We start from the raw sequence: 15,657 nt of genomic DNA, 5'->3' as shown, positions 1-15,657 counted from the left end.
TTCATTCCTCCCACAGCAATTCCAACATTTCGGTCAGTTCCTGTTTGGTCAGCCCGCAGGGAGCCGCCAGCCGGACGGCTTCCGTCAGGTGTGCTTCGATTTTTTTCAGGTTTTCTTCCCGGAGCAGCTCGGTGTTTTTCGCCGCCACGAAAAAGCCCTTGGCGGGCACGGCGTACAAAAAGCCCTCCTGTTCCAGCTCATCGTAGGCCCGCTTTGTAGTAATAACACTGATGCGCAGATCCCGCGCCAGCCCCCGGATGGACGGCATCGCTTCCTCCGGCTGCAGTTCCCCGCTCAAAATCTGGTTCTTGATCTGGGTGTAGAGCTGCTCGTAGATGGGTGCACCGCTCTTGTTATCGATGAAGAGATTCATGTCTGCCGCCTCCGTTGCATCTGTATATTTACAGTATATACAGTAGATACATAATTGTCAATAGGCAGATACAAAAAAGCAGCTCTCCCGTTGGACGGGAAAGCTGCTTTTTTCATCTGATCAGGCTCTGACTGTGGAGCGGCTTAGTAGGCCACGCCCCAGTAGACCATCTTGCTGGCGGGCTTGCCGCAGCAGGGGCAGACATCGCTGATGTGCTCCTGCTCAAAGGGCATGCAGCGGCTGGACAGGCAAGCCTCTTCCTTCATCTTCATCTCGCAGGCCAGGTCGCCGCACCACATGGTCTTGATGTAGCCGGTGTTGGCCTTGGCCAGCTCCTTGACCTCCTCCATGGTGGTGGCTGCCCAGGTGCGCTTCTCGCGGTTGGCGAGGGCACGCTCGTACAGGTCCTTGCGCAGGGCCTCCAGCTGGGCCGGGATCGCGGTCTCCAGCTCATCCAGGCTCACGAAGATCTTTTCACGGGTGTCGCGGCGGACCAGCACGCACTGGTTCTTTTCCAGATCCTTGGGGCCGATCTCCAGGCGCAGGGGCACGCCCTTCATCTCCCACTGGGAGAACTTCCAGCCGGGGGCGTTGTCGCTGTCGTCCAGCTTGACGCGGGCATACTTGCTGATCTTCTCAGCCAGCTCGGCAGCCTTCTCGGAAACGCCGGGCTTGTGGGCGGCGATGGGCACGACCACGACCTGGATGGGGGCCACTGCCGGGGGCAGGATCAGGCCGTCGTCATCGCCGTGGGTCATAATGATGGCACCCACCAGACGGGTGGAAACGCCCCAGCTGGTCTGGAACGGGTGATGCAGCTGGTTGTCGCGGCCGGTAAAGGTCACGTCGTAAGCCTTGCTGAACTTATCGCCGAAGTAATGGCTGGTGCCGCTCTGCAGGGCCTTGCCGTCCTTCATCATGGCTTCGATGGTATAGGTAGCCTCAGCACCGGCAAACTTTTCTTTATCGGTCTTGCGGCCCTTGACAACAGGGATGGCCAGATCCTGCTCGCAGACATCCGCGTAGCAGTTCAGCTGCTGCTGGGTCTCGGCCTCGGCCTCGGCGGCAGTCTCGTGGATGGTGTGGCCTTCCTGCCACCAGAACTCACGGCTGCGCAGGAAGGGACGGGTGGTCTTTTCCCAGCGCACCACGCTGCACCACTGGTTGTACTTCATGGGCAGCTCACGGTAGCTGTGCAGCACGCGGGACCAGTGGTCACAGAACATGGTCTCGCTGGTGGGACGCACCGCCAGGCGCTCTTCCAGCTTGTCGGAGCCGCCCATCGTGACCCACGCCACCTCCGGCGCGAAGCCATTGACCAGCTCGCCTTCCTTCTGCAGCAGGCTCTCGGGGATCAGCACGGGCATGGCCACGTTCTCGTGGCCGGTTGCCTTAAACCGGGCATCCATGTCCTTCTGGATCAGCTCCCAGATGGCCTGACCATAGGGGCGCAGGATGATGAAGCCCTTGACACTGGAGTACTCCACCAGCTCTGCCTTAACGCAGATGTCGGTGTACCACTGTGCAAAGTTTTCTTCCTGGCTGGTGATCGCCTGCACAAGCTTCTTGTTGTCTTTTGCCATTTTGTTATATCCTCCTAAGCCGTGCGCCAAACGCCTGTGTTCCAGCCGTTCCGCACGAGCTCATATTAAAAGCCCCGCTGCAGTGCCGCCGTGTGCAGCGCTGCGGGTGCGGGGCCTTTTTGCAAAACTGTTATCAGCCCTTGTGGCTGTCCACAAATTCCACCACGTCGCCCACGGTGCGCAGATTCTCGATGGCATCGTCCGGCACCTCAATGCCAAACTCATCCTCCAGCGTCATCACCATGTCCACGATATCCAGGCTGTCGGCCTCGAAATCACTCATAATGTCGCTCTCCATCGTGATCTTAGCAGGGTCAATATCCAGCTGCTCTGCCAGCAGTGCACGGATCTTTTCAAAAGTATCCATCGTCGCGGTCTCCTTTTGTCAATGATTCTTTCTTCTCTGCCCGCACGCCCTCTCCGGCGTGCAAAAGCACTCTCTCTTTTTATATCCCATGGGCCGTATCTTGTCAAGCCCTGTTTTGCATTCCGGCCCTTTACGGGCAGAAAAAACCGATGAAAATTGCACAAAGCCCTCTTTTTTGCTTGACAGAAGCCCGTTTGATTCTTATGATTATATGTGACGAACCAAACCTCTCAGCCGTGCTGCATCAGCATGGCCGCAGAGGTCCCGCCTGTAAAGGAGAATGCTCCATGAAATTGTCATTTACCAAAATGCAGGGCTGTGCCAATGATTACATCTATCTGGACTGCCGTGCATCCGGTGTGCCCGCAGACATTGCCGCGCTTGCACAGCGGCTCTCTGCCCGGCATTTTTCCGTGGGTGCGGACGGCATCATCTGCATCTGCGCCCCTGTGACCCCCGGGGCCGATGGCCGGATGCGCATCTTCAACGCGGACGGCAGCGAGGCCCAGATGTGCGGCAACGGCGTGCGCTGTGTGGCCGAGTGGCTCTACACCCACGGGGTGGAAAAGCCTGTCCTGACCATCGACACCAACAGCGGTGTCAAGCGCATCAGCCGGCAGGGCGCACAGCTGTGGCAGGTGGAGATGGGCGCTTACAGCACCCTGCCGACCGACCTGCCGGCCATCCACATGGGCGAAGGCCCGCTGGTGGATCAGCCGCTCACCGTAGAGGGAAAAGTGTGGAAGGTGACCTGCATCAGCGTGGGCAACCCCCACTGCGTGACCGTGGTGGAGGATGTGGACAGCCTGAAGCTGGAAGCCATCGGCCCGGCGTTCGAGCATCACGCCAACTTCCCGGAGCGCATCAACACCGAGTTTGTGCAGGTGGTGGATGCCGCCCACCTGAAGATGCGGGTGTGGGAACGCGGCAGCGGCGAGACCTGGGCCTGCGGCACCGGCACCTGTGCCACCGTGGCGGCTCTGACCGAGCTGGGCATCTGCCCCGCCGGGCAAGATATCCATGTGCAGCTGCGCGGCGGTGAGCTGGTCATCCGGGTACTGCCCGGCAGGCAGCTGCTGATGACCGGCAGCGCTGTCACGGTGTACGAGGGAGTTGCGGAAGTTTAACATCCTCGCCCTCTCCGTCATTGCTTTGCAATGCCACCTCTCCCAAAGGGAGAGGCAATTGCGGCTCAACGGTCAGCTTCTGCTGGCGTAGACGCTGCATCGGCTCTCCCTTTGGGAGAGCTGGACGCGAAGCGGCCTGAGAGGGCGGGCAATCTTATAAAGTGAGGGAACAACTTATGAAAATGAATCACCATTACGGCGAGCTGAAGGCAAGCTACCTGTTCGTGGACATTGCCCACAAGGTGGCCGCCTATCAGGAAGCACACCCCGAAAAGGAGATCATCCGCCTGGGCATCGGCGATGTGACCCAGCCTCTGGCAAAGTGCGTGGTCACCGCCATGCAGGATGCCGCCGCTGAGATGGGCACCAAGGAGGGCTTCCACGGCTACGGCCCCGAGCAGGGCTATCCGTTCCTGAAGCAGGCCATTCAGGGCTACTACGCAGGCCGCGGCACCCAGCTGGCTGAGGACGAGATCTTTATCTCCGACGGTGCCAAGAGCGACCTGGCCAACGTGCTGGGTCTGTTTGATGTGGATAACACCGTTCTGGTCCCGGACCCCGTGTACCCCACCTATGTGGACGACAACGTGACCGACGGCCGCAAGATCATTTACGGCCGCACCAGCCAGGAGAACGGCTTCCTGGGGATGCCCGATGACAGCGTGAAGGCTGACATCATCTACATCTGCAGCCCCAACAACCCCACCGGTGCCGCCTACACCCGCGAGCAGCTCAAGGCCTGGGTGGACTACGCCAAAAAGAACAACGCCGTTATCCTGTACGATGCCGCCTACGAGTGCTTCATCACCGATCCCGCTCTGGCACGCAGCATCTTTGAGGTAGAGGGTGCCCGCGAGTGCGCCATTGAGATCTGCTCCTTCTCCAAGATCGCAGGCTTCACCGGCACCCGCTGCGGCTACACCATCGTGCCCCACGAGCTGGAGCGCGAGGGCATGAACCTGAACAAGCTGTGGCTGCGCCGCCAGACCACCAAGTTCAACGGCGTGCCCTACGTCGTTCAGCGCGCTGCTGCCGCCGTGTTCACCGAGAGCGGCATGGCTGAGATCCAGGCCAACCTCGATTACTACCGCCAGAACGCCAAGGTCATTGCCGACGCGCTGGACGAGTGCGGCGTGTGGTACTGCGGCGGCAAGAACAGCCCCTACATCTGGCTGCGCTGCCCCGGCGGCATGAAGAGCTGGGAGTTCTTCGACTGGCTGCTGGAGAACTGCGGCGTGGTCGGCACCCCGGGTGTCGGCTTCGGCGAGTGCGGCGAGGGCTATTTCCGCCTGACCGCCTTCGGCGATGCCGAAAAGACCAAGGTCGCCGCCCAGCGCATCAAGGCCGCCATCCAGGCTCTGTAATCTTACACAAGCAAAAAGGCGATGCAGTTTTGAACAGCTGCATCGCCTTTTTCTTTTATTTCCGGCCCGTCAGCCGGTTGAGCAGCATCACTGCCAGAACAATGATACCGATGACAAGGATGATGCCGACCATCCCGATCAGCATCATCGGCAGCGTGGTCATCCACGAAGTAAGATGAAGCATGCGATCACCTCCGTTAAGCCATCAGGGTCAGGATCAGGCCGCCTGCAATGACGGACGCGATCTGTCCCGAAACGTTGACGCTGATGGAATACATCAGCAGGAAATTCTGGTTGTCCTCTTCCAGGCCCATCTTGTTGACCACACGGCCACTCATGGGGAAGGCCGAGATGCCGGCCGCGCCGATCATGGGGTTCAGCTTTTTGCCCTCCGGCCGGAAAAGGTTCAGCAGCTTTGCAAACAGCACGCCGCCTGCCGTGTCAAAGACGAAGGCCACCAGACCCAGTGCAAGGATGAGCAGGGTGTCGGGCCGCACAAACTTGTCGGCGGTCATCTGCCCGGCAACGGTCAGGCCCAGCACGATGGTGATAAGGTTTGCCAGCACATTCTGGGCGGTCTCGCTCAGCACATTCAGCACCCCGCACTCCCGCAGCAGATTGCCGAACATCAAAAAGCCCACCAGCGCCACACTGGCCGGAGCCACCATGCCTGCAATGATCGTGACCACGATGGGGAACAGGATCTTGGTCAGCTGGGAAACATTGCCCTTTTCATAGGACATCCGGATGCGGCGCTCCTTCTGCGTGGTCAGCAGCCGGATCACGGGCGGCTGCACGATGGGCACCAGCGCCATGTAGCTGTAGGCTGCCACCATGATGGCACCGAGGTACTGGGAGTTGAGCGTATTGGCCACGAAAATGGCGGTGGGGCCGTCTGCCGCACCGATGACAGCGATGGAGGCAGCATCCTTCAGGTCAAAGAAGAAGCCCGCCAGAAACAGGGTAAAGAAGATGCCGAACTGGGCCGCCGCACCAAAGAGCATCAGCCACGGCTTTTCCAGCAGCGGGCCAAAATCGATCATGGCACCGATGCCGATGAAGAGCAGCAGCGGGAACAGCTCGTTGGACATGCCTGCTTCAAACAATGCAGAGATGGGGCCGACCGTATCCCCCTGCGTGATGGCACCCGAGAGGGGCAGGTTGACCAGAATGGCACCAAAGCCCATGGGCAGCAGCAGGCTCGGCTCCATCTTTTTGGCGATGGCAAGGTAGATGAGCAGTGCACCGATGCCCCACATCACCACCATCTGCCAGGTCAGATTCCCAAAATTGGAAAAGAGACTGGCGAATGTGTTCAGAAGATCCATATTTATTTTTCCTCCTTGTGTTCCGGTGCCGGGCAAGAAAAAAGAGACCCCTGCCACAGCACTCTGTCTGTGACAAAAGTCTCAAGCCAACACATGACATCGGGCATTTCTGCCGTGATGACGCTGCCATGCAGCACCCCGCAGGCCCTGCGGAATGCCCTTTACTCCCTTTTATCGATTCTAATTAAATCAGAAGGCAGTCCCCTCTGTCAAGGGGTTCCTGCATTTCTTTGCCAAACTTTGCTTCAGCGCTCAAACGTTGTGCTGAGGGTGGTCTCCCAAGTCTGGCCGGGGGCAAGGCAGGCGGCAGCGGCGCGCTGGCTCCACTCCTGGGTATCGGTCTGGGCACCGGGCAGGGAGTGCCACGGCTCAATGCAGACAAAGCGCACAGGCTTTGCCGGAGCCGACCAGATGAGGGTATAGGGGTAGCCCTCCACATTGCAGACGATCCCCTTGCCGGTGTCCTTCTCGTAGATGCCCAGCGTGCGGCTGCGCAGACCGGCCATGCAGAAGCTGTCGTTCTCAAACAGATCGTCTGTCAGGGGGATGCTCTGCTCGTTCTTCCACCGGTAACCGCACTTGCCCGTCAGCAAGCCGTTGGGGTAAGCGTCCAGGATCATCGGGCTTTCCGGCTGGTCGAAGCGGAACTCGTAATCGGTGGTGGTGTGCTTGTCATCAAAGGGGATGCGGAACGCCGGGTGGTAGCCGATGCCGAACTGCAGCTCCTCGGCGGCATCGGCGGGGTTGGTGACGGTCAGGGTGTGGTTCACTGTCCTGCCCTCCAGCCGGAAGGTGCTGGTCAGAACAAAATCAAACGGGAAGCGCTCTGCCTTGCTCTTTTCATCCGAGCGCAGCTCCAGCCGGATGGTGTCGCCCTCGGCGCAGAGCAGGGTGTGCTCCACGTCCCGGGCAAAGCCATGCTGACCGCCGGGGTAGGTCTTTCCCTTATGGGTAAAGGCCCCGCCGGTCAGCTTGCCCGTCCAGGGGAAAAGGATGGGGGCGTGGCGCTTCCAGACAGCCGGGTCAGCCTGCCAGAGCATCTCCTGCCCGGCGGCATTTTTCAGGCTGACTGCTTCGGCACCATGGGTATCCACGGTCAGGGTCAGGAATTCGTTGTGAATGGTTGCCTGCATGATTCATCTCTCCTTTTTATCTGTTGACGATGTGCTCGCTGTTTCCTTCCAGCCAGGTGCGCAGGTTCCGGGTGGTAATGTCCATCAGGTTCTGCAAAGCCTCCCGGGTCGTCCACGCAATGTGCGGTGTGAGGATAGCGTGGGGTTCTGCCCGCAGGGGGCTTTCCTGAGGCAGAGGCTCGGTGACAAAGGCATCGGCCCCGTAAAAGCCCAGCTGACCGCTGTGGAGGGCCGCTGCCACGGCCTCCTCATCCACCAGCGCGCCCCGGGCTGTGTTGAGCAGAATGGCCCCGGGCTTCATCTTCGCCAGCGCCTCCGCGTTGACAAGGCCCCGGGTCTGAGGCGTGGCCGGGCAGTGCAGGCTGAGGATATCGCACCGCCTCAGCAGGGTATCATAATCCACGAACTCCACACCGTCGGCGGCGTATTCGGGCCGGACGGTGCGGGTGCAGACCAGCACCTCCATGCCAAAGGCTCTGGCAATGCGGGCCGACTGCCGCCCGATGCTGCCATAGCCGTAAACGCCATAGGTCTTGCCGTAGAGCTCCATCTGGGGCAGCAGGCCGATGCTCTCCGGGATATCCAGCTGCCAGCATCCCTGCTTGACGGCACGGTTGTAGCGCTCCGCGCACTGGCAGATGGCCAGCAGCAGGCTGAAGGTCATCTGGGCCACGCTGTAAGTGGAATAGCCCGGCACATTGGCCACTGCAACGCCGTGGCGGCGGCAGGCTTCCAGATCCAGGTTGTCGGTGCCCGTGGCGATGATGCCCACCCATTTCAGGTTCGGGCACTGCTGCAAGATCTCCTCATCCATGCGGCACTTGTTCAGCAGAACGATGTCCGCATCTCCAATGCGGGGGGCGATCTCCTCGTAGGCCGTGCGGACATAGCTGGTGGTATCCGGCACCAGCGCCTTTACCCCCGACCAGTCGAGGTCGCCTTCCTCCATGACATAGCTTTCCAGAATGACAGCTTTCATCTCAGTCCTCCAACAAAACGTCCTCGCTCAGCACCTGACCGATGGGCTTTGCAATGCACAGGTCGGCCTGCGCATCGGCCCCGGTGGGCTGCATGTTGATGACCACCAGGTGGCGGCCACGGAAGTACCGGATGAGCCCCGCCGCCGGGTAGACCACCAGACTGGTGCCGCCGATGATGAGAGTATCCGCCTTGCGGATGGCAGACACAGCCCCGGAGAGCACTTCCTCGTCCAGCCCTTCCTCATACAGAACGACATCCGGCTTGACGATGCCGCCACACTTGGGGCAGCGGGGCACGCCAGTACTGTTGGCAATGAAGTCCACATCGTAGAACGCGCCGCACTTCACGCAGTAGTTGCGCAGGGTGCTGCCGTGGAGCTCGTAAACGGTCTTGGAGCCCGCCGCCTGATGCAGGCCGTCGATGTTCTGGGTGACGATGGCTTTCAGCTTGCCCTCCCGCTCCAGCTTTGCCAGCCGCAGGTGGGCAGCGTTGGGCTTTGCCCCCTTCACAATGAGCTTATCCCGGTAGAACCGGTAGAACTCCTCGGGGTTCTCCTCCCAGAAGGTGTGGCTCAGGATGGTCTCGGGCGGGTAATCGTACTTCTGGTGGTACAGGCCGTCCACGCTGCGGAAATCAGGGATACCGCTTTCGGTGGAGACCCCCGCGCCGCCAAAAAAGACGATACGGTCGCTCTCGGCAATGATTTTTTCCAGTGCAGGAACCATAAAAGAAACGCTTCCTTTCCGGCAGATCGTTGTGTTTTGGATAGCTCCAGTATAACACAAATCCAGCGGAAAGGAAGCGTTTCTTTTCTTGATGGGATCGTCCCCTTGCTCAGCGCCCGTTTTCGGCAAACAGGGTCCCCAGCGCATCCAGCAGATCATGCGGGAGCATCCCGGTTTCCCCGTGCAGGGCAGCGGCACGGTCGGCAGCTGCACCGTGGAGATAAACGGCACAGGCAGCGGCCTCAAAGGCAGGCAGACCGCAGGCCAGCAGGGCGCTGGTCATGCCCGCCAGCACATCCCCGCTGCCGCCCCGGGAAAGCCCCGGGTTGCCGGTGGGATTGACCGCACAGCGGCCATCCGGCCCTGCAATGACGGTATGTGCCCCCTTCAGCACCACCACAGCATTCCATACTTTCGCATAGCGCAGCGCCGTGCCTTCCCGGTCCGCATTGATCTCTGCCGCAGAGCGCCCGGTCAGCCGGGCCATCTCGCCGGGGTGGGGCGTTAAAATCAGTTCTCCTTGAGGATGAAGTATTTTTTCCGTTTGGAGCAGGTCAGCGGCGGCGTTCAGGCCGTCCGCATCCAGCACTGCACTGCCGGAAAAACCGGGCAGGAGTGTTTTTACCAGCGCTCGGGTCTCGGCGGCACGGGCCGCACTCTGGGCCGTATAGCCCAGCCCGGGGCCCACCAGCAGGACAGAGGCCTTCTGCCGCCGGATGCGGTCGATATTCTGGGGCGAGATGCCGCCCTCGGCCCCCGCTTCGCAGGGGCAGAGACAGCACTCGGGCAGGCGAGCGGCCACTGCCGCCAGCACCGGTTCCACACTTGCCAGCGTAACGATACCGGCCCCTGTGCGCAGGGCACCTTCCACGGCCAGCGCCGCCGCGCCCCGGTAGGACGCACTGCCCGCCACTGCCAGCACGGAGCCAAAGGTCCCCTTATGCGCATCCCGGGGACGGGGCTGGATGGCCTGCCAGACAAAATCAGAAGTTGTTTCGAACATAGGCGACTCCTTTCGGGTGAGATTTCGCCCTCTCAGTCAAAGCCTTACGGCTTTGCCAGCTCCCCCAAAGGGGGAGCCTATTGCGGGTTTTGGATAAAGGCAGCATTGCCTCTCCCTTTGGGAGAGGTGGCAGCGCGTAAGCGCTGACGGAGAGGGCGAGGATGTTACCCTTCCCCCTGCAAATACCTCCGGATCTCCTTCTCCGCCTCCTGCACCTCTTCATGGAACATGCGGGCAGAGACACGGAGGGCACCATGGCCCAGAATGATGACCTGTTCCATGCCATCGGAGGTGGCCACACGGACGCGGCGGCCCTTGCCGATCTCATGGGTGACACGCTCGATGAACATATCAGCGGTCTCGGCTTCCCGGGTGTAGACCACATGGATATTGTGGTACTGCTCTATGCTGCCGGGGCTGCCCGGCACACGGTAGGCATCAAACACAAGGATGAGCACGCACTTCTTAAAGCCCTGATAGTTACAGAGGATGTCCATCAGCCTGTGGCGGGCCGCTTCCAGGCTTTCTTTGGAGAGTGCGTTCAGCTCGTCCCATGCAAAGATGATGTTGTAGCCGTCCACCAGCAGGTATTCGGGCTGGATCTCCCACTGCTCGGCGTTAAAATCGGGGCGTTCCCGCTTCTGGGTGGGGCGGAACGCCGCCAGCGGGTCCCGCTTGATGGGCCCATAGGTCTGTTCAAAGATCTTCAGCAGCTCAGCATCCTCTTCCAAAGTAGCGCGGTAGGCGGCCATCCGGCGGGGACGGGCCTGCACCGCTTCCTCGGTCTTTGCAGTCTTGCCCCAGCCGCTGTCTACATGCATGTGGCTGCGCACCTGCTCCCAGGGCACCACAAATCCGGCCCCGTGGGCGCAGAACACCGAATCTGCCGGGTTGTCGAGGTCGTGTTCCGGCTCATAGCCCGCAGCCTCGATGACCTCCGCTGCATTGTGGCAGGGGCGGTAGCCGTCCAGCGTCAGGGTCAGGTGTCCCCTGCCCCGGGTGTAGCCCACCACCTCCATGGGGTAGCTGCGCATGGTGGAGGCCGGTGCCGTGCCGGTGAGCAGGGTGGTATCCCCGTCGGCTCCGGTCTCGGGCGGGTCAAAGCTGCCGCCCATGTTCTGGATATCATTCATGGCGCGTCCCACGTTGTCAGAGGGCAGCTCCAGCCGGAAGGCATACCACGGCTCCAGCAGCTGGGTCTTGTGGATCTGGTCTGCCATCATCAGGCCCTGCCGGACGGCGCGGTAGGTCGCCTGCCGGAAGTCGCCGCCCTCGGTGTGCTTGAGGTGAGCGCGGCCCGCAATGAGGGTGATCTTCACATCGGTCAGGGGAGCCCCGATGAGCACACCCAGATGCTGCTTTTCCTCAAGATGCGTCAGCACCAGCCGCTGCCAGTTCTTGTCCAGCACCTCTTCCCGGCAGTCGGCGGCAAACTGCATTCCGCTGCCCCGGGGCAGCGGCTCCAGCTTGAGGTGGACTTCCGCGTAGTGGCGCAGGGGCTCGTAGTGGCCCACGCCCTCCATGGCTTCGGTGATGGTCTCCTTATACAGGATGCCGCCGGGGCCGAAGCTGACCTCCAGCCCGTATCGCTCGGCCAGCAGGCTTTTCAGCACCTCCAGCTGGATCTCGCCCATCAGCTGGACATGGATCTCACCCAGGGTCTCGTTCCAGACCACATGGAGCTGGGGCTCCTCCTCTTCCAGCCGATGGAGCTTTCCCAGCGCGGCGTGCACGTCTGCGCCCTCGGGCAGCAGCACCTGATAGCTCAGCACCGGCTCCAGCACCGGCAGGTCGCTGTCCCGTTCCGCCCCCAGACCCTCGCCCGGGCGGGCTTTGGTCAGGCCGGTAACGGCGCACACCTGACCGGGGCCGATGCACTCTGCCAGCGTAAACTTTGCGCCGGAGTAGAGCCGCAGCTGGTTGGCCTTTTCGGCCCATGGCTCCCCGTCGACCTCTCCGGTGAGCTGGGCTTTCACCTTGAGCGCGCCGCCGGTCACCCGCAGCCAGGTCAGGCGGTTTCCCTGCTCATCCTGGCTCACCTTGAACACCTTGGCCCCGAAGGCTTCCAGCGCGGGGGCCGGGCGGGTATAGCGGTCCAGGCCCTCCACCAGCGCATCCACACCCTGCAGCTTCAGGGCTGAGCCAAACCAGCAGGGAAACACATGCCGCCGGGCAATGGCGGGGATGAGGTCGGTATCGGTCAGGCTTCCCCGGTCCAGCATCGTCTCCATCAGCCGCTCATCGCAGAGAGCCAGCGCCTCGTCCCGGTCGGCCTGCTCTGCCCCAAAATCCACAAAGCCATCCCCCAGCCGACGGTTCAGCTGGGTCAGAAGCGCTTCCCTGCCCGGGCCGGGCAGGTCCATCTTGTTCACGAACACAAAGGTGGGGATGCGGTACCGCCGCAGCAGTCGCCAGAGCGTCTCGGTATGGCTCTGCACGCCGTCAGTGCCGCTGATGACCAGCACCGCATAATCCAGCACCTGCAGTGTCCGCTCGGTCTCCGTGGAAAAATCCACATGGCCCGGGGTGTCCAGCAGGGTAAAATCGGTATTGCCCGCCGTGAAGAGGGCCTGCTTGGAGAAAATGGTAATGCCGCGCGCCTTTTCCAGCGCGTCGGTGTCCAGAAAGGCATCCTTATGGTCCACCCGGCCCAGCTTGCGGATGGTGCCGGTGCCGTAGAGCAGGGCCTCGGAAAGGGTGGTCTTGCCGCTGTCCACATGGGCCAGAATGCCGATGACCAGCTGCTTGTGCTCTTGTTCCATGCCGCGGCCCCCTTACAGCACGCTGGCGATCAGCGCAGCAGCGACCAGCGGCAGACCCAGCACCAGATTGGAGAGCAGGCTGCAATAGGTGCGCTCCTCGGGTTCCAGCTCCTCAAAGGAGACGATCTTCTCATCCGCATAGTCGATGATGGAGCGGGTGGAGTGGATCTTTTTCTGCCGCTTGCCCATCCCCTTGAATTCCTCCAGCAGATGGTGGATGGTCACGCCATCCAGCCGCAGGTAGTCCACCCAGGCCCAGATGAGCAGCACCACGCCGCACAGAAAGCCCGGGGCCTCCCAGATGGTAAACGTGCCATCGCTGACATAGCGCTGCCACAGCAGCATCAGCACGGCCACAATGGAGGTGCGGGTCACGGTCTTATATAAAATGGGGTGGAACATGTAGCGTTTGTACATCGAGGTCAGTTTCTTCATGGTGCGCTCCTTATTGATACAGATACACTTTATTGTATCATGTTTTTGTGAAAAAAGATAGCTGTTTTGTGCGCACTGCGTGAACAGTTTCTCTCTTTCGCCTGTTCTTCGCAGATATACAGTTCTTTCCATTTTATAGTAATTTTTTCATATTCTTTTCCTATGAAAGTGTTTGTCACCGTTTTGTTTCCAATTCTATGCTGTGGCGGATTGACTTCTTTTCAGTAAAGTGCTAAAATATACAGTGGTGTGACTTTTGTCTTTCCTGTGCACTTTTTGGAAAGGCAGACAGCCTCACTGCGTTTAGGAAAAGGAAAAACGCGCGGCTCTGTCCGCGCAAGATCTGGGAGGATCATCCAATGAGCTTCAATTTTGATCGCCGCACCTTCCTGAAGGGTGCAGGTGCTGTGGGTGCCGCCAGCCTGCTGGCAGCCTGCGGCGAAAAGTCCAACAACACCGGCAATGGTGCTGCCGCCAGCGGCGCTGCTGCCCCCAACTCCACCGGCGCTACCCCCCTGAAGGAGTTCATCTCCTTTGAGAGCGGCAACCGTGAGCTGGAAAGCTGGAATATGCTGTACACCCAGAAGGCTGAAGATGCCAACGTGGTCACCAACCTGTGGGACGGTCTGCTGAGCTTTGACCGCTACGGCAAGGTGGTGCCCGCCATCGCTTCCAGCTGGGAGCACAATGAGGATGCCACTGTCTGGACCTTCCACCTGCGGGACGACGTGGACTGGGTGGATTGCAACGGTGAGGTGAAGGCTCACCTGACCAGCAAGGACTTCCTGGTTGGTTTTGAATGGGTGATGAACGCCATCAAGAACGAAGCCAACAACACCTCCATGCCCAACGATACCATTGTGGGCGCTTACGAGTACTACGAGCTGACCAAGGAAGCCGGTGACGCTGCCGCTGACATGACCTACGAGGACATGCTGGCTGCCGGTGTGGGCATTGAGGCTCCGGATGATTACACTCTGGTGTTCACCTGCCCCAGCGCCTGCCCCTACTTTGATACCGTTGCCGCCTACAACAGCTTCTACCCCGTGGCCCCTGCTCTGATCGAGGAGCTGGGTGTCGATGGCTTCCGGAGCTGCGACAACACCACCATGTGGTACAACGGACCCTATGTGGTGGAGGAGTACATCCAGGGCAACACCAAGAGCTACATCCCCAACCCCAACTACTACGATGCTGCCAACGTCAGCCGCTTTGAGCGCTTCACTGTCACCATGATCAGCGACGGTTCCATCAGCCTGCAGCTGTATCAGAACCGCGAGCTGGACGAGGTGGACCTGGGCGAGAGCAACATCACCACCATTCAGTCCGATCCTTCCAATGAGTACAATCAGCAGCTGTGCGAGAAGCGTGCCAAGAAGTTCAGCTACTGCTTCATCTTCAACTACGACAAGAAGAACGTCGATGGCACCCCCGATGAGAACTGGAACAAGGCCATTGCCAACAAGGCCTTCCGTCAGTGCTTCTCCAAGGGCATGGTGCTGAACAAGTTCTTCGCCCGTTACAACCCCATCAATCCCCTGAAGTGCGAGAACGACTTCTTCACCATGAAGGGCCTGTGCTACACCTCTGACGGCACTGACTACACCAACCTGGTGGCCAAGGAGATGGGTCTGGACGGCGAGGCTTACGATGGCAAGACCATGAAGCGCCTGCGCGCCAACAACGGCGACATCACCGAGTTGAAGAAGCAGGCCATGGAAGAGCTGAGCGCCATTGGTGTCACCTTCCCTGTTCACTGCTCCTACTATATTCTGGCCGGCTCCACCTCCGCTCTGGACAGCGCAACCGTGCTGAAGCAGTGCTTCACCGACAGCTTCGGCGATGACTTCATCGTGCTGGATATCAACACCTTCGTGTCCTCCACCATGAAGGAAGTCGTGGCGCCCAAGCTGCAGAGCTTCGTCCACATGGGCTGGGGCGCTGACTTCGGCGATCCCATCAACTTCCTGACCCAGATCATCGTTCACGACGACAATGCTTACTACAGCTGCAACATGACCAACATCGCAGGCATTGTGAACAATGGCCCCGCCAGCTACCAGAAGGATCTGGTTGCCGCCTACGAGAAGTTCACCGATCTGGTGAACGAGGGCCGTGCCATCGTTGACGACACCGATGCACGCTACGCTGCATTTGCCAAGGCCGAGGCTTACTTCCTGGACGAGAACCTGATCTTCCCCACCGTCTACGATATCACCTGGTGCCTGACCCACGTCAACGAGTACAGCAAGATCAACGCAATGTATGGTCCCTGCAACTACAAGGCTGTGAACTGGGAGACCAGCGAGGAGGCTTACACCACCGAACAGTACGATGCGTTTGCCGCCGCATTCGACGCAGCCACTCAGGCCTGATCGCGTGAACCAGTAGCCAATCGCAAAAAGCAGAACCGGACGTTTTTGAAGCGTCCGGTTCTTTTTTTCTCCCTGACAGCACAAGACCCCGCCGCGCGGGA

14 protein-coding genes are annotated in these 15,657 nt (G+C 60.2%); 3 read left to right on the top strand and 11 right to left on the bottom strand.

From position 1 onward, the window contains the following. Window position 1 precedes the first annotated feature (1 nt). The 3 genes from J3352_RS00245 to acpP form a co-directional block, all read right to left on the bottom strand. Complete coding sequence (locus J3352_RS00245) at window positions 2-373, bottom strand: GntR family transcriptional regulator (RefSeq protein ID WP_005932304.1); 372 nt, start codon at window positions 371-373, stop codon at window positions 2-4. Between the two features lie 143 nt (window positions 374-516). Next, window positions 517-1,956 (bottom strand): proline--tRNA ligase, encoded by a 1,440-nt coding sequence (proS, locus tag J3352_RS00240; RefSeq protein WP_097772375.1) that lies wholly within the window; start codon window positions 1,954-1,956, stop codon window positions 517-519. A 133-nt stretch (window positions 1,957-2,089) separates the two neighbouring features. Continuing rightward, window positions 2,090-2,323: an acyl carrier protein gene (gene acpP, locus J3352_RS00235; protein WP_005932296.1), complete on the bottom strand. Its 234-nt coding sequence runs from the start codon at window positions 2,321-2,323 to the stop codon at window positions 2,090-2,092. Between the two features lie 287 nt (window positions 2,324-2,610). On the opposite strand from acpP, the gene dapF reads away from it, so the two are divergent. Together dapF and J3352_RS00225 are read left to right on the top strand one after the other, a co-directional pair. Continuing rightward, window positions 2,611-3,450 (top strand): diaminopimelate epimerase, encoded by an 840-nt coding sequence (dapF, locus tag J3352_RS00230; RefSeq protein ID WP_097772376.1) that lies wholly within the window; start codon window positions 2,611-2,613, stop codon window positions 3,448-3,450. A gap of 176 nt (window positions 3,451-3,626) precedes the next feature. After that, a complete protein-coding gene (locus J3352_RS00225) occupies window positions 3,627-4,814 on the top strand; it encodes an LL-diaminopimelate aminotransferase (RefSeq protein WP_097772377.1) in 1,188 nt (395 codons plus the stop codon). A 55-nt stretch (window positions 4,815-4,869) separates the two neighbouring features. On the opposite strand, the gene J3352_RS00220 is transcribed toward J3352_RS00225, so the two are convergent. The 8 genes from J3352_RS00220 to J3352_RS00185 all read right to left on the bottom strand — a co-directional run bounded on the left by J3352_RS00220 (window position 4,870) and on the right by J3352_RS00185 (window position 13,181). Next, window positions 4,870-4,998, bottom strand: coding sequence for an oxaloacetate decarboxylase (locus J3352_RS00220; RefSeq protein ID WP_097770616.1), 129 nt, complete (start codon window positions 4,996-4,998; stop codon window positions 4,870-4,872). Between the two features lie 13 nt (window positions 4,999-5,011). Continuing rightward, entirely contained in the window at window positions 5,012-6,142 is a 1,131-nt protein-coding gene (locus J3352_RS00215) for a sodium ion-translocating decarboxylase subunit beta (RefSeq protein WP_097772378.1), read from the bottom strand. A 245-nt stretch (window positions 6,143-6,387) separates the two neighbouring features. Next, complete coding sequence (locus J3352_RS00210) at window positions 6,388-7,275, bottom strand: aldose 1-epimerase family protein (protein WP_097772379.1); 888 nt, start codon at window positions 7,273-7,275, stop codon at window positions 6,388-6,390. Window positions 7,276-7,291: 16 nt separating this feature from the next. Further along, entirely contained in the window at window positions 7,292-8,254 is a 963-nt protein-coding gene (locus tag J3352_RS00205; RefSeq protein ID WP_097772380.1) for a D-2-hydroxyacid dehydrogenase, read from the bottom strand. Window position 8,255: 1 nt separating this feature from the next. Beyond that, window positions 8,256-8,981 (bottom strand): NAD-dependent protein deacylase, encoded by a 726-nt coding sequence (locus J3352_RS00200; protein ID WP_097772381.1) that lies wholly within the window; start codon window positions 8,979-8,981, stop codon window positions 8,256-8,258. Window positions 8,982-9,090: 109 nt separating this feature from the next. After that, complete coding sequence (locus tag J3352_RS00195) at window positions 9,091-9,984, bottom strand: NAD(P)H-hydrate dehydratase (RefSeq protein ID WP_097772382.1); 894 nt, start codon at window positions 9,982-9,984, stop codon at window positions 9,091-9,093. Between the two features lie 164 nt (window positions 9,985-10,148). After that, on the bottom strand, window positions 10,149-12,746 hold the full coding sequence (locus J3352_RS00190; protein WP_156066264.1) for a translation factor GTPase family protein: 2,598 nt from the start codon (window positions 12,744-12,746) through the stop codon (window positions 10,149-10,151). A gap of 12 nt (window positions 12,747-12,758) precedes the next feature. Continuing rightward, window positions 12,759-13,181, bottom strand: coding sequence for a hypothetical protein (locus J3352_RS00185; protein WP_099357215.1), 423 nt, complete (start codon window positions 13,179-13,181; stop codon window positions 12,759-12,761). Between the two features lie 359 nt (window positions 13,182-13,540). Between J3352_RS00185 and J3352_RS00180 the strand changes: the two genes are divergently transcribed. Next, window positions 13,541-15,556, top strand: coding sequence for an ABC transporter substrate-binding protein (locus tag J3352_RS00180; protein WP_156066266.1), 2,016 nt, complete (start codon window positions 13,541-13,543; stop codon window positions 15,554-15,556). Window positions 15,557-15,657 lie beyond the last annotated feature (101 nt).

It is taken from the genome of Faecalibacterium sp. Marseille-Q4164 (genome assembly GCF_017377545.1).
In the GTDB taxonomy this organism is placed as follows: Bacteria; Bacillota; Clostridia; order Oscillospirales; family Ruminococcaceae; genus Faecalibacterium; species Faecalibacterium duncaniae.
The sequence above is the reverse complement of the archived record's forward strand: the minus strand, read 5'-3'. Positions and strand labels throughout refer to the sequence as shown.

Coding starts and splice junctions, on each gene's coding strand:
- J3352_RS00245 (WP_005932304.1), bottom strand. CDS start 373: ATGAATCTCTTCATCGATAACAAGAGCGGTGCACCCATCTACGAGCAG.
- proS (WP_097772375.1), bottom strand. CDS start 1,956: ATGGCAAAAGACAACAAGAAGCTTGTGCAGGCGATCACCAGCCAGGAA.
- acpP (WP_005932296.1), bottom strand. CDS start 2,323: ATGGATACTTTTGAAAAGATCCGTGCACTGCTGGCAGAGCAGCTGGAT.
- dapF (WP_097772376.1), top strand. CDS start 2,611: ATGAAATTGTCATTTACCAAAATGCAGGGCTGTGCCAATGATTACATC.
- J3352_RS00225 (WP_097772377.1), top strand. CDS start 3,627: ATGAAAATGAATCACCATTACGGCGAGCTGAAGGCAAGCTACCTGTTC.
- J3352_RS00220 (WP_097770616.1), bottom strand. CDS start 4,998: ATGCTTCATCTTACTTCGTGGATGACCACGCTGCCGATGATGCTGATC.
- J3352_RS00215 (WP_097772378.1), bottom strand. CDS start 6,142: ATGGATCTTCTGAACACATTCGCCAGTCTCTTTTCCAATTTTGGGAAT.
- J3352_RS00210 (WP_097772379.1), bottom strand. CDS start 7,275: ATGCAGGCAACCATTCACAACGAATTCCTGACCCTGACCGTGGATACC.
- J3352_RS00205 (WP_097772380.1), bottom strand. CDS start 8,254: ATGAAAGCTGTCATTCTGGAAAGCTATGTCATGGAGGAAGGCGACCTC.
- J3352_RS00200 (WP_097772381.1), bottom strand. CDS start 8,981: ATGGTTCCTGCACTGGAAAAAATCATTGCCGAGAGCGACCGTATCGTC.
- J3352_RS00195 (WP_097772382.1), bottom strand. CDS start 9,984: ATGTTCGAAACAACTTCTGATTTTGTCTGGCAGGCCATCCAGCCCCGT.
- J3352_RS00190 (WP_156066264.1), bottom strand. CDS start 12,746: ATGGAACAAGAGCACAAGCAGCTGGTCATCGGCATTCTGGCCCATGTG.
- J3352_RS00185 (WP_099357215.1), bottom strand. CDS start 13,181: ATGAAGAAACTGACCTCGATGTACAAACGCTACATGTTCCACCCCATT.
- J3352_RS00180 (WP_156066266.1), top strand. CDS start 13,541: ATGAGCTTCAATTTTGATCGCCGCACCTTCCTGAAGGGTGCAGGTGCT.